Source organism: Sporosarcina jeotgali (genome assembly GCF_033304595.1).
GTDB classification, from domain to species: Bacteria; Bacillota; Bacilli; order Bacillales_A; family Planococcaceae; genus Sporosarcina; species Sporosarcina jeotgali.
This window is the reverse complement of record NZ_CP116341.1, coordinates 1,151,514-1,164,446: the sequence shown is the minus strand read 5'-3', so window position 1 is coordinate 1,164,446 and position 12,933 is coordinate 1,151,514. Positions and strand designations below refer to the sequence as shown.

General features: G+C 43.1%; 14 protein-coding genes. 1 reads left to right on the top strand and 13 read right to left on the bottom strand.

What is annotated here, in order from left to right:
- Positions 1-18: 18 nt before the first annotated feature.
- From lysA to PGH26_RS05420, 11 genes are all read right to left on the bottom strand, one after another.
- Positions 19-1,344 carry a diaminopimelate decarboxylase gene (gene lysA / locus PGH26_RS05470; RefSeq protein ID WP_323692999.1) on the bottom strand — a complete coding sequence of 442 codons (1,326 nt, stop codon included), beginning with the start codon at positions 1,342-1,344 and terminating at the stop codon, positions 19-21.
- A 110-nt stretch (positions 1,345-1,454) separates the two neighbouring features.
- The gene (locus tag PGH26_RS05465) at positions 1,455-2,903 is read right to left on the bottom strand and encodes a spore germination protein (protein WP_323692998.1); all 1,449 of its coding nucleotides are present in this window, start codon (positions 2,901-2,903) and stop codon (positions 1,455-1,457) included.
- Positions 2,904-3,695, bottom strand: coding sequence for a SigF/SigG family RNA polymerase sporulation sigma factor (locus PGH26_RS05460; RefSeq protein ID WP_323692997.1), 792 nt, complete (start codon positions 3,693-3,695; stop codon positions 2,904-2,906).
- 3 nt (positions 3,696-3,698) lie between these two features.
- Entirely contained in the window at positions 3,699-4,145 is a 447-nt protein-coding gene (spoIIAB, locus tag PGH26_RS05455; RefSeq protein ID WP_323692996.1) for an anti-sigma F factor, read from the bottom strand.
- A complete protein-coding gene (locus PGH26_RS05450; protein ID WP_323692995.1) occupies positions 4,135-4,488 on the bottom strand; it encodes an anti-sigma factor antagonist in 354 nt (117 codons plus the stop codon). Before PGH26_RS05450 ends, spoIIAB begins: the two co-directional genes overlap by 11 nt.
- A 212-nt stretch (positions 4,489-4,700) precedes the next feature.
- On the bottom strand, positions 4,701-6,002 hold the full coding sequence (locus PGH26_RS05445) for a pyrimidine-nucleoside phosphorylase (protein ID WP_323692994.1): 1,302 nt from the start codon (positions 6,000-6,002) through the stop codon (positions 4,701-4,703).
- A 5-nt stretch (positions 6,003-6,007) separates the two neighbouring features.
- Entirely contained in the window at positions 6,008-7,207 is a 1,200-nt protein-coding gene (gene deoB, locus PGH26_RS05440; protein WP_323692993.1) for a phosphopentomutase, read from the bottom strand.
- Positions 7,208-7,233: 26 nt separating this feature from the next.
- Positions 7,234-8,130, bottom strand: a complete 897-nt coding sequence (gene xerD / locus PGH26_RS05435; protein ID WP_323692992.1) for a site-specific tyrosine recombinase XerD — start codon at positions 8,128-8,130, stop codon at positions 7,234-7,236.
- A 104-nt stretch (positions 8,131-8,234) separates the two neighbouring features.
- The gene (gene fur / locus PGH26_RS05430) at positions 8,235-8,693 is read right to left on the bottom strand and encodes a ferric iron uptake transcriptional regulator (protein ID WP_025784947.1); all 459 of its coding nucleotides are present in this window, start codon (positions 8,691-8,693) and stop codon (positions 8,235-8,237) included.
- Positions 8,694-8,776: 83 nt separating this feature from the next.
- Positions 8,777-9,292 (bottom strand): hypothetical protein, encoded by a 516-nt coding sequence (locus tag PGH26_RS05425; protein ID WP_323692991.1) that lies wholly within the window; start codon positions 9,290-9,292, stop codon positions 8,777-8,779.
- A gap of 56 nt (positions 9,293-9,348) precedes the next feature.
- Positions 9,349-9,894 (bottom strand): NUDIX hydrolase, encoded by a 546-nt coding sequence (locus PGH26_RS05420; RefSeq protein WP_323692990.1) that lies wholly within the window; start codon positions 9,892-9,894, stop codon positions 9,349-9,351.
- A gap of 63 nt (positions 9,895-9,957) precedes the next feature.
- Between PGH26_RS05420 and PGH26_RS05415 the strand changes: the two genes are divergently transcribed.
- Positions 9,958-10,860 carry an aldo/keto reductase gene (locus PGH26_RS05415; protein WP_323692989.1) on the top strand — a complete coding sequence of 301 codons (903 nt, stop codon included), beginning with the start codon at positions 9,958-9,960 and terminating at the stop codon, positions 10,858-10,860.
- 53 nt (positions 10,861-10,913) lie between these two features.
- On the opposite strand, the gene PGH26_RS05410 is transcribed toward PGH26_RS05415, so the two are convergent.
- Positions 10,914-12,206: a nucleobase:cation symporter-2 family protein gene (locus PGH26_RS05410; RefSeq protein WP_323692988.1), complete on the bottom strand. Its 1,293-nt coding sequence runs from the start codon at positions 12,204-12,206 to the stop codon at positions 10,914-10,916.
- Positions 12,203-12,787 carry a xanthine phosphoribosyltransferase gene (locus tag PGH26_RS05405; RefSeq protein ID WP_323692987.1) on the bottom strand — a complete coding sequence of 195 codons (585 nt, stop codon included), beginning with the start codon at positions 12,785-12,787 and terminating at the stop codon, positions 12,203-12,205. Before PGH26_RS05405 ends, PGH26_RS05410 begins: the two co-directional genes overlap by 4 nt.
- Positions 12,788-12,933 lie beyond the last annotated feature (146 nt).

The following is a 12,933-nucleotide window of genomic DNA, read 5'->3' as shown; positions in this document are numbered from 1 at the left end:
GAAGGTTACGCTTTTTCATTACGATTCTTTCCTCACCTTCTGTTGCAAGGAGAGATCTAAACGAGTAATATCTTCATACGTTTCTCGTCTAATGACAAGCTGATGCTGCCCCTCTTCTGCAAAAATAACAGCAGGTCTGGGAAACCTGTTATAGTTCCCTGCCATCGAGTACGTATATGCACCCGTACAAAACACAGCAAGAATATCGCCTTCCGTAACATTAGCGAGCTTCGCATCGACAATGAGCTTATCGCCTGATTCACAGCATTTTCCCGCTATTGTAACGGTAGTATCATGAGGCGCTGTCATGCGATTTGCTACTGCCGCCGTATAATTTGCATTATATAGTGCTGGACGGATGTTATCCGACATCCCGCCATCAACTGCAATGTATGTGCGAACGCCAGGCACTTCTTTTTCACTTCCAGCTGTGTAAAGGGTTGTCCCCGCGTCCCCTACAAGAGAACGACCGGGCTCTATCCAAATTTCAGGGAGTGGATAGTTCCAGCTCTTCGAAAGTTCCAGAACTACTTCAGCCATTTCCGCCACATATTGAGCAGGTTCCAAAGGATGATCCTCTTCGGTGTAACGGATGCCGAAGCCCCCTCCTAAATTCAGAACAGTGCATACAAACGAATAACTTTCTTTCCATACTTGCATTTTTTCCATCAATGCTTCTGCTGCATGAGTAAAAGCATCCGTTTCAAAAATTTGAGAACCAATATGACAATGCAGCCCCAGCAGTTGAAGGTACGGTGCATCATAAGCAAGTCCAAAGGCTTTATCTGCTTGGCCATTTTTCAAGTCGAATCCGAACTTGGAATCCTCTTGTCCAGTTGTAATGAACTCATGTGTGTGCGCTTCAACGCCTGGTGTGACTCTCAGCAAAACTTTCATTTGTTGTCTTCTTGTAGCTGCGATTTCTTTAACCATTGAAAGTTCTAAGAAGTTATCGACGACAATACAGCCTATTTTTTCATCAAAAGCATAGTTCAATTCCATATAGCTTTTGTTATTTCCATGGAAGTGAATGCGTTCCCTCGGGAAATCCGCTTTCGCCGCAGTAAACAGTTCTCCTCCAGAGACAACGTCTAAGGACAATCCTTCTTGAGCTGCCAATTCATAAATAGCAATCGAAGAGAATGCTTTGCTCGCATATGCTACTTGAGCTTGGATCCCCATTTTTTTAAACGTTTCTTGAAAACCTGCGGCCCGCTTCCGAAATAACGCAGTATCATAGACGACGAGCGGTGTACCATAAACATGAGCAAGGTCAACAGCGTCTGTCCCGCCAATAACTAAATGCCCTTTTTCGTTCACTTTTTGAGTTCCATATAAGTCCATCGTCCACGCCTCCACTCCATTAATTGCGATAAATCTCCCCTTGCTGCTGTTTTGGAAAAGGGAGTTGTCTATGGACAAATTTATCACAACTCTTGAGGTCAGGCAATTGTTTACGGCATTCGATCACGATCTGGAGAGTCCACAATAAACGGTCTTGGTGAATCTTGAGTCATTGGCTGGCGCAGGATGACACGCAACATTGCTTTTGGGAAAAATGGCAGTGCCGGCCATAAATAGGGAACATTCAGAGGCTTCATCGAACTTAAGTAAAAGAACAACAGAGCAAGCATAATGAAAAAACCTGGCGCACCGGCGACTGCAGCCCCAATTAGTAAAGCAATCCTAAATATCTTGGTGGTAATACTCAATTCATAAGATGGAATAGCAAATGTTAAAATCGCACTAACTGCAACATAAAGCACGACTTCTGGCGTAAAGAGACCTACATCAATTGCTACTTGCCCAATTACTATTGCTGCAACTAACCCCATGGCGGTCGTCATCGGGGTTGGAGTATGAATGGCGGCCATTCGCAACACTTCGATTCCTAAATCGGCTAATAACAATTGAACAAATAGAGGTACTGCTCCCGGGTCATCCGGTCCGATATATTGCATAAATTGAGGAATGTATTGCGATTTTGTTGCCAGCAAGTACCAAAATGGAAGCAAGAGAAGACTAAAGAGGGCACCTGTCATTCGTATCATTCGTATGAACGTTCCTATAAATGGCGTCTGTCGGTATTCTTCAGCATGCTGCAAATGATCGAAGATGGTAGTCGGCACGAGGATAGCAGATGGTGAGGTGTCGACAATTAAGGCAATGCGACCCTCTAATAGGTTCGCAGCACAAATGTCCGGTCGTTCGGTGTATCGAACAAATGGCATTGGGTTAAATCTCTGCTTGAAAAGAAACTCTTCTAGAGACTTATCAGTCATCGTGAGGCCATCTGTTTCAATTTCATCCATTCTTTTACGAATTCCGCCCAGCATCTCTTCATTGGCTGCCCCTTTAATATAGGCAATAGCCACATCGGTTTTGCCGATTGCAGAAACTTTATGCATTTCAAATCGAAGTTCCGGTGTCCGCAGCCTTCTTCGAATCAACGTTGTATTTTGAAGAATATTTTCAGTAAACCCGTCCCGTGACCCTCTTATTACTTTTTCATTATCAGGCTCTTCCGGTTGTCTGCCCGGGTAACTTCTAATATCTATAAGGAATGTGAAACCATCCTCGGTTACGAATCCCGCAAGACCGCTCAAAATAGATGTTAAAAACTCATCCCTGCTTTTTGGTTGTTCTACTGCATGATAGGGGAAGTAGGAGAGCAACTTCTCACCTGAATGGTGAGAAGCTTCGTCCCCTCTGTCTGCATTTTGCATTTCAGTTAATAACGTTGTAATCGTCTGCCCATCGACAAGACCGTTGATGTACAGAAGAAGAATCGGCATTTCCCATAAATGAATTTCCCTTGTAACAGCATCAAACGTTTCCCCAGTGCCAAACTTATCTACAAACCACGCTTCTGCTTCCGTCTTAGATGTAAATAATGAGTTCATTTACCGATCAGCCCTCGCTTTGTCCAACGTTTCTTCTACAGTTGCACCCATCCATGTTTTCAGCTGGGCTAATATTTTCTTTTCCAACCGTGATACTTGTACTTGGGAAATTCCAATTCTTTCTGCAATATCACTTTGTGTACAATCTAAATAGTATCGCATGTAAATAATTGTCTGATCTCGCTTATTTAGTTTTGAAACTACATCCCGTAACGGAATATGGTCAAACAAACGCGTTGAACGATCATCTTTAAGTTGATCCATTAAAGTCAGGCTGTCTCCATCACTATCGTATAACTGCTCGTGCAGGGATGCTGGATCTCTCAAAGCATCAGATGCCAAAATAATTTCATCAATAGTAACTTCCAGCGTCTCCGCAAGTTCGGATATTGAAGGTGAGGTACCATGCTCTTTCACATAACTGTCTGTGGCATGCCTGATTTTGAAACTGAGTTCACGAATGGAACGACTCACTTTCACCATTCCATCGTCTCGCAGAAAACGTTGAATTTCTCCTACAATCATCGGGACCGCATACGTAGAAAACTTTACTTCATAGGATAGATCGAACTTATCAATCGATTTCATGAGGCCGATACAGCCGATTTGAAACAGATCCTCCAAGTCTGCACCACGCGAAGCGAACCGCTGAACAATTGACCAGACGAGGCGTGTATTCCCTTCCACCATGCGTCTGCGGGATTCCTTATCGCCTGCTTGGGACTGTTGAATCAGCATGCGCATTTCCTCTTGGGATAGAAGTGCTCCATTTTTTTCAACAGACATTTCCATAGGTCACCTCATTCTGCTTTTTTCCGCGACCGGAGAAAATGTTTTTTCAAACCGCACAACAGTCCCTTGTCCAATAGCGGATTCTACTGACAACTTATCTGCAAAACTTTCCATGATTGTAAAGCCCATCCCTGATCTTTCTAACAAGGGTTTTGTTGTAAACATCGGTTCCATCGCCTGATCTACGTCGAAAATGCCATTTCCTTCATCCGTAACTGTCATTGTCACTTTACTATCTTCAATTTTTGCATGAATGGTCACTTCTCTTTTTCCATCACAGTCATAACCATGAATAATTGCATTAGTCACAGCTTCAGAAACTATCGTTTTAAATTCGGATAACTCTTCAATCGTCGGATCTAAAGGTGTTATGAAACACGTCATCGTCATTCTAGCCAACGCTTCGTTCTCCTCGATTGCGACAAATGACAATGTCATCTCATTGTTCATGTAAAACCCCTCCGATTTCACCTATAGCTTTTTCTGCATTGCAATGCCTCACCACTTCGCCAAGACCTGAGAATTGAAAAATCTTCTCCATCGTGGCTGAGGGATTAAGTATGAGTGTCTTCCCATTTACAGGTGCGAGATCTCTCATTCGCCCTAAGATCAATCCAATCCCTGAACTATCCATAAATCCAAGATACGTCAAATCCCAAATAACCCCGTGCACTTTTCCACTAAAGATCTCCGATGAAATTTGTGTTCGAATGCGATTGGCTTCATGATTTCCTAATTCTCCGCGTAACGTCACAACTATGATGCCATTTTTTGTAATTGCTATATCTGTCATCGTTAATCCCTCCTTCTCGCCAACTATTCAACGGCAGGAAAGCTGAACCCTTCTTCATGACAAAACTAGTGTTAACGTTACATGAACCGACATTAGAACTTGCTCACAGTATGTCCGATTAGAACAATCTTTAGACAGCTATTCTTTTTTAATACCAAAAAAGCACCCATCACAATTATTGTGATGGGTGCGTTACTGATGTATAGGCAATCTTATTTCATAACTTTATAAATCAGCTTGGGTCTTTTCGGAGCGTGTTGTGAAATATGAATATGTTTCAGTAGCAATCTCTCAGTTTGTAATATATTTTCTGTATTCGAGTGGACAACTGCAATCGTCTCTCCTGACTTCACAGCATCTCCAATCTTTTTCTTCAGGACAATGCCGACAGCCAAGTCGATATCATCCTCTTTAGTCGCCCTTCCTGCTCCCAGCAGCATCGCTGCAACGCCGATTTCATCAGCTTCCATCTTTGTTATGAATCCAGTTGTTGTCGATTTCACTTCAATTTGATAAGCGGCTTTCGGCAAGAGTTCCGGATTTTTTACAATTTCAGGATTCCCGCCTTGCGCTTCAAGGAACTTAGCGAATAACTCTAAAGCAGAACCATCTTTAATGACTGCGTTCAGCTGTTTTCGAGCATCTTTTGTATCTTTCGCTTTTTCTCCGGCAATTAACATCTCGCTCCCAAGGACAAGACACAATTCAGTCAAGTCTTCTGGTCCATTACCGTTCAGTGTATCGATTGCTTCTTTCACTTCAAGGGCATTCCCGATCGCATAGCCAAGCGGCTGACTCATATCCGAAATAACAGCCATCGTATTACGGCCCACTTCCTTGCCGATCGCCACCATCGATTGAGCTAACGCTTCGGCATCTTCTGTTGTTTTCATGAAGGCACCGTCACCTGTCTTCACATCTAATACAATTGCATCCGCACCTGCTGCAATCTTTTTACTCATAATGGAGCTGGCAATTAACGGGATGCTATCCACAGTCGCTGTAACATCGCGAAGCGCGTAGAGCTTTTTATCAGCAGGCGTTAAATTACCACTTTGCCCAATAACGGCTAATTTCAAATCATTTACTTGTTTCACGAACTCTGACTCTGAGATTTCGATATGGAAACCTTCGATTGCTTCTAACTTATCAAGAGTTCCTCCAGTGTGTCCCAGTCCTCTGCCGCTCATTTTGGCAACGGGCACCCCGCATGCAGCTACAAGCGGTGCAAGAATAAGCGTCGTTGTATCACCAACGCCTCCTGTAGAATGCTTATCGACCTTAATCCCCTCAATTGCTGACAAATCGATTTGGTCGCCTGAATTCACCATAGCCATCGTTAAATACCCTTGTTCTTCTGCGTTCATATCAGAGAAATAGATTGCCATTAGAAAAGCACTTGCTTGATAATCACTGATTGTGCCATCTGTGTATCCATTTATGAAGAAACGAATTTCTTCTTCTGACAACGTCTCGCCATCTCTTTTTTTCTGAATCACATCAACCATTCTCATTCTGATCACCGTGCCTTTTCGTTTAATGATTGTAAAAAACTTTCTCCGAATTCAGGTGCTTTCGCTTCAAAGTTCTCGGCAATCGTTGCTCCGATATCAGCAAAAGTCTTGCGAAGCGGGAGTGAACCGCCACTTGTAAAACGCGGAGAGAATATAAGCAATGGAACAAACTCTCGAGTGTGATCCGTTCCTTCATGAATTGGATCGTTCCCATGATCCGCAGTGATGATCAATAAATCATCCGATTTCAAACGGGACATTATTTCAGGCATACGGGCATCGAATTCTTGTAAAGCAAGTCCATAGCCTTCGGGATCACGACGATGCCCGAAAAGTGCATCGAAGTCTACAAGGTTCGTAAAACTTAACCCCTCGAAATCAGTGTCCATTTCTATAAGCAATTTATCGACTCCATCCATATTGCTCTTCGTACGAACTGCTTTTGTGACACCTTCATTGTTAAAGATATCAGAGATCTTCCCTACAGCTACTACATCCCGTCCAATATCCTGCAAAGCATTCATGACAGTTGGGGAAAACGGTTTAAGTGCATAATCATGTCGATTTGTCGTACGAGTAAAGCTGCCTGGTTCACCGATAAAGGGACGTGCAATGACCCGCCCAACTAAAAATTCAGGCTGCAATGTAATTTCACGAGCAATTTCACAAATACGATATTGCTCTTCAATTGGGATGATGCCTTCATGCGCTGCAATTTGAAGGACAGGATCGGCAGATGTGTAAACAATGAGTGCTCCGGTTTCCATATGCTCTTTTCCGTATTCTTCGATAACAGCAGTACCGCTTGCTGGCTGGTTACAAATCACTTTACGGCCTGTCCGCTTTTCCAGCTCTTCTATCAGTTCAGAAGGAAAGCCATTTGGATACACTTTAAATGGCTTATCAATATTCAGCCCCATCATTTCCCAATGACCTGTCATCGTATCTTTTCCCACTGACGCTTCCTGCATTTTACCGTATAGCCCAATCGGAGCCTGCTCTTCAGGAATACCTTGGATTTTCTTAATATTAGACAAGCCCAAGCGAGCTAGGTTCGGCATATGTAAACCATTTTCCATATGTTCTCCGATATGACCGAGTGTATCAGCGCCTTCATCCCCAAACAAGTGGGCGTCCGGTGCTTCACCGATCCCTACAGAATCAAGAACGATTAAGTGAATTCTTTTAAATGGCTGTTTATTCATTTGAATTACCTCCTATAATAATATAATTATGCTCTTGGATGAAACTGACTATACACATCTTTTAATCGCGTTCGACTGACGTGTGTATAGATTTGAGTCGTTGAAATATCCGCATGCCCAAGCATTTCTTGTACAGCTCTGAGGTCAGCTCCGTTTTCCACGAGGTGCGTTGCAAAAGAGTGACGCAGCATGTGCGGTGTCAACTTTTGTGTTAAACCAGCATTTTTAGAAACGTCTTGCAAAAGGCCCCAAATACTTTGTCGTGTTAACCGCCCCCCTCTTGCATTCAAGAAAAGTGCCTCTTTACTTGCGCCAGAAGAAACGAACTCAGGCCGAACGTCTTTTAGGTAGCTTGTACACGCTTTCACTGCGGTGCTCCCTAAAGGAATAATCCGTTCTTTACTTCCTTTACCGAAAACGCGAACAAATCCCATTGTTAAATTGATATCATCGGCATCCATGCCTATTAGTTCACTTACCCTCATTCCTGTCCCATATAACAGTTCAAGGATCGCAGTGTCCCGTATGCTTTGCGGTGTCGAAGTACCAACTGCCTTAATGATCTTATCAATATTAGATACGGAGAGAACGCGCGGTAATTTCTTCTCCAATTTAGGCAGCTCCAAGTGTACCGTAGGATCCGTATCTGTTACCTTGTCCCTCAGCATAAACTGATGAAAAGAACGGATTGAAGAGATATGTCTTGAGATGGTTCTGGATGATTTCCCTTGTTCTTTCAATAGATGCAAATAATTCGTAATTAATTGCTGGTCAATCTTATCTGCAGACGCTAGGTTGTTAGAAAGCCAGCTTATATAAGCGGTTAAGTCCCGTTTGTAAGAAGAGATTGTATTTTCTGCCAGCTGCCGCTCAACTTTTAAGAAGTGCAAGTAATCTTGCAGAGCGAATTGCAAATCTGTCATATGATATGGACCTCCAGTTCAACAACATTATGCTGCAAACAAGGATCCCTTCCCTCCTTTACTTACATAAACGCTAAAAGAGGACAGCATGCTGCCGCCCTCTCTCACTTTCCCTTTGTGTCTCCCTCAGATTTACAACGTTTGCAAATCCCATGGAAGGTGAGCCAATGATCCTTGACTGTAAATCCAAATCGTTTTTCAACGACTTTTTCTACCTCACCGAGAAGATCTTCTTGAATTTCATCGACTGCTCCGCATTCAATACATATTAGATGATGGTGGAACCTTGCAGCTCCTTCTTTTCGCAAATCGTATCGAGCTACGCCATCTCCAAAATTAATTTTGTTTACGACTTTCAATTCAGTTAACAATTCTAGTGTTCTGTAAACAGTAGCTAGACCAATTTCTGGGGCTTTTTCTTTAACGAGCAGAAATACGTCTTCTGCACTTAAATGGTCTGCCTCGTTTTCCAGAAGCACCATGACTGTGGCTTCCCGTTGAGGCGTCAATTTATAGCTGGCCCCATGCAATTGTTTTTTTATGCGTTCAATTCGGCTTTCCATAGGACGCCCCCCTCAAGAATGATTCTATTATAGCAAATCGTCATTCGTTATGACAATAGAAAGGAAACCGCCCTATGGCGCTTTTAACCTCCTAAGAGATTGTAAACAGCCTTGTCAGCGAAGAATAGCAGCAGACCAACTCCGGCTATCATTAAAGGAACCTTTAAATTTTGCGTTCTTTTAGGCGATCTCTTAGTGAAAAAAGGAGGTGAAAGTGTCCAACAAAATAGCAGCACAAGAAATGTCCCTAAAAATTTGAATGGAAACCACCATCCTGTGTAAGCAAGCATATTCACACCGCCAGCAAGAATATGCGCAGAGGCAAGCCCGAACAGTACAGCTTTTAGCGCACCTACAAGCATAACAGACCATCTAGTTCTCCTGGATATTGACAAAACAAAAGCTGCTGCGTAAAAAGAGAGTACTGTTGCCAGTTGGATAAGCATAGATGCTGAGCTGATTTGCGCCGCACGGCTATCGTATATCTGAACGATAAAAGAGAAATCCGCATCAGGAATACCTCGATAGAGTAACACGCCGCCTATGTAACCTACTGCGAGTATCACAAACAACTGCAAAAACGATAACGAACGAACCATAGACAAGCACCTCCGAATAGTTTGTACTACTCTATGCTTGTCCGGTTATAATTAGTTCATTTTTTTAATAGTTCTTTTAAAAACAGAACAGCAAAAGCTGTTTTCGCATCAAAAATCCGTCCATCTTTCATCATTTCCTCTGTCTCTTCAATCGTACATTCCTGAAGATTGATGAATTCGTCTTCATCGCCAGCTGCAGGGTTTTCCACTTTTTCTAAAGACCTCGCTAGATAAAGATGAATAATTTCATCTGCAAAGCCAGGTGAAGTTGCAAAAGATTGGACATATGTAAATTCGTTCGCACGATAACCTGTTTCTTCTTCAAGCTCTCGGATTGCTGTTTTCTCAGGGTCTTCCCCTGGTTCTATCTTTCCTGCAGGAATTTCTATGATAGATCGTTCAAGAGCTTTCCTGAATTGTTCCACAAGAACCAATTCGTTTTGATCCGTAATGGCAATAATCGCAACTGCCCCCGGGTGTTTGATGAGTTCTCGCTTTGCACGCTTGCCGTCCGGCAATTCAACATCATCGACACGCAGTTCAATAATTTTTCCATTGTACAAGGTCTCACTGGCTATTGTTCGCTCTTCAAATTTTTTCATAAGGTTCCCCACTTTCCTTCTGGTTTGGTCCAGTATACCATGAGGGATAATGGAGGTGTTTGCATGAAGAAAAGAGAACTCGGCAATAGCGGACTTTATGTATCTGAATTGGGACTAGGGTGCATGTCGCTGCCAACTAATCGTGATGAGGCAGACAATATCGTATCAACCGCACTAGATGCAGGCATTACGTTCTTTGATACTGCAGATTTGTACGAGGGCGGTAAGAATGAAGAAGTTGTCGGACATGCAATCCGCAATCGAAGAGAGGAAATCATCTTAGCCACAAAGGTCGGCAATAAGATGAACCCCGATGGAAAGACATGGCACTGGGATGCCTCGAAAGGACATATCATCGAAGGTGTGAAGGCGAGTTTAAGAAGACTGGGCACTGATTATATTGATTTGTATCAGCTTCATGGCGGAACGATGGATGATAATTTTGAGGAAGTGACGGAGGCGTTTGAACGGTTAAAAGACGAAGGTGTAATTCGCCAATACGGAATTTCATCTATCCGGCCAAATGTGATTCAACAGTTTCTGAATGATAACAAAGCAGTTTCTATTATGATGCAGTACAACATGCTCGACAGACGCCCTGAAGAATGGTTTCCAATGATTAAAAAACACAGTGCTTCTGTCATTGTACGGGGAACTTTAGCAAAAGGTCTGCTAACTGCTGAAGCTAAGCAGCGGGTTGGCCAAACTGACTCATTTGTTCACTATGAGCAGCCTGAGCTCAGGGAGGTCGTACATAATTTGACAGCTACTGCGTCAAATCTTCATGCAGCTGCGATTCAATTCTGTCTTCAGCATGATACCGTTGCGACTGCACTGGTAGGAGCACGTACACGTGACCAGCTGATGGATTCTATCCACGCTTATGACGCGCCAGTTAGTAGTGCAACACTAGATGCGGTGACCAGACTTCTTGAGTTGCACAAATACGACCAGCATCGAATTTGATTTGACAATAAATTAAAAAGAGTGGGTGGCTAGAAATTAGCTCCCACTCTTTTTCATGCTTCTTGTTCAGTTAATACAACTGCTTCTTTGCGCTTTCGTTTTGGCAGCATATTGAAAATAATATTCAGCGTAATTGCAGTTATACTGCCTGCGACAATCCCGTTACTTGTCAGCAGTTGAACACCTTCAGGGAGTTTTGCAAACAGTTCTGGTACAACTGATACTCCTAGGCCGATACCGACTGAACACGCAACAATCATCGCATTGTCCTGTGATTTAACAACGACTGTGCTAAGCATTTTGATCCCTTGTGATACAACCATTCCGAACATCGCGACCATCGCTCCGCCCAGAACAGCATTTGGAATAACCGTAGCTAGCGCAGCGACTTTCGGCATGAAACCAAGGCCGATCAGCATACCAGCAGTAATTACTAGAACTTTCCTGGATTTCACGCCAGACATTTGAATTAGACCGACGTTTTGAGAAAAAGTTGTATACGGAAATGCATTGAAAATTCCTCCGAGCACAGATGCCAGACCTTCTGAGCGATACCCTTTTTCAAGATCCTTCGATTTAATGTCTTTTTCACAAATATCCCCGAGTGCAAAATAGACTCCAGTTGACTCGACGAGAGAAACCATCGCAACAATTGTCATTGTTAAAATGGGCTGCCAATGGAATGTAGGCGTTGCGATGAAAAACGGTTGCGCTACGTGAAACATGGATGCTTCACCCACAGCTGAGAAGTCAACTACACCCATGAACATTGCAGCAATTGTTCCTCCCACCAATCCGATTAAAATTGCAATCGCCCGTAAAAAACCTGTTGAAAAGCGATAGACGAGTACGATAAATGCAAGCGTTCCGAAAGACAATACGATATTCGTCATTGAGCCGAAATCGGCAGCTCCCTGCCCGCCGCCCATGTTGTTAATAGCAACCGGGATAAGCGTAATCCCAATAATAGTTACAACAGAACCTGTAACAACAGGCGGGAAAAACTTAACTAGTTTCCCAAAAACTCCGCTGATGAGAACGATAATTACACCAGACGCAATTACAGAACCATAGATGGCAGATAGACCAAACGAATTTCCGATAGCAATCATAGGTCCTACAGCTGTGAACGTACAACCGAGCACAACAGGAAGTCCAATACCGAAATAACGATTTGTCATAATTTGCAGCAGCGTTGCGACACCACACATCAGAATATCAACAGATACGAGATACGTAAGCTGTTTAGGTGAAAGTCCGATAGCCCCGCCCACTATGAGGGGGACCAAGACTGCACCTGCATACATGGCTAACAGATGTTGGATTCCCAGAAGCGTCGTTTTCATTGTTCGACAGCCTCCTTGAAAGTGATTTGCAAGTTTTCAAGTGATTCGATAATTGCCAGCGATTCAACACGCAAACCTTTTTCTCTCAGCATAGCTCCACCTGGCTGGAAACCTTTTTCAATCACAATTCCAATGCCAGCCGTTTTTGCACCAGCTTGTTCTGCGATTTCGAGCAAACCTAAAACTGCTTGTCCATTCGCAAGAAAATCATCAATTATTAACAACGTATCTTCTGAACAAAGGTGTGCTTCAGATACCGAGATTTCGTTTGATTCTTGCTTCGTATATGAGTAAACAGATGCGCTGTAAAGATTGCTGTTTTGCGTTAATGACTTGCGCTTGCGTGCAAATACTACCGGCACTTTCAATTGAAGAGCCGCCATAACTGAAGGTGCAATTCCTGAAGATTCCAATGTTAAGATTTTTGTGATTCCTGCATCTGCAAACTTCTCAGCAAACTCATTTCCAACTGCCTGCATCAGTTCTGCATCAATTTGGTGATTCAAAAAGGAATCGACTTTCAAGACATCTCCTGGTAATACGTTTCCTTCTTTCATGATCTTATCTTTTAACAGTTGCATCGCATTTCCTCCTCAATGATCTGGCGGACATACAAAAAAGCCGTATGACCCGCGCATCCAGTCATAACTATGAGTGGAGCAATGGTCATCACGGCTTAAAATTCACCAGATGGAAACAAGCGAAAATCTGGGTCCTTCTTCAGATT

Coding starts and splice junctions, on each gene's coding strand:
- PGH26_RS05445 (WP_323692994.1), bottom strand. CDS start 6,002: ATGAGAATGGTTGATGTGATTCAGAAAAAAAGAGATGGCGAGACGTTG.
- PGH26_RS05425 (WP_323692991.1), bottom strand. CDS start 9,292: ATGGTTCGTTCGTTATCGTTTTTGCAGTTGTTTGTGATACTCGCAGTA.
- PGH26_RS05460 (WP_323692997.1), bottom strand. CDS start 3,695: ATGGAAATGTCTGTTGAAAAAAATGGAGCACTTCTATCCCAAGAGGAA.
- PGH26_RS05405 (WP_323692987.1), bottom strand. CDS start 12,787: ATGCAACTGTTAAAAGATAAGATCATGAAAGAAGGAAACGTATTACCA.
- PGH26_RS05450 (WP_323692995.1), bottom strand. CDS start 4,488: ATGACAGATATAGCAATTACAAAAAATGGCATCATAGTTGTGACGTTA.
- PGH26_RS05415 (WP_323692989.1), top strand. CDS start 9,958: ATGAAGAAAAGAGAACTCGGCAATAGCGGACTTTATGTATCTGAATTG.
- PGH26_RS05465 (WP_323692998.1), bottom strand. CDS start 2,903: ATGAACTCATTATTTACATCTAAGACGGAAGCAGAAGCGTGGTTTGTA.
- PGH26_RS05410 (WP_323692988.1), bottom strand. CDS start 12,206: ATGAAAACGACGCTTCTGGGAATCCAACATCTGTTAGCCATGTATGCA.
- spoIIAB (WP_323692996.1), bottom strand. CDS start 4,145: ATGAACAATGAGATGACATTGTCATTTGTCGCAATCGAGGAGAACGAA.
- lysA (WP_323692999.1), bottom strand. CDS start 1,344: ATGGACTTATATGGAACTCAAAAAGTGAACGAAAAAGGGCATTTAGTT.
- xerD (WP_323692992.1), bottom strand. CDS start 8,130: ATGACAGATTTGCAATTCGCTCTGCAAGATTACTTGCACTTCTTAAAA.
- deoB (WP_323692993.1), bottom strand. CDS start 7,207: ATGAATAAACAGCCATTTAAAAGAATTCACTTAATCGTTCTTGATTCT.
- PGH26_RS05420 (WP_323692990.1), bottom strand. CDS start 9,894: ATGAAAAAATTTGAAGAGCGAACAATAGCCAGTGAGACCTTGTACAAT.
- fur (WP_025784947.1), bottom strand. CDS start 8,693: ATGGAAAGCCGAATTGAACGCATAAAAAAACAATTGCATGGGGCCAGC.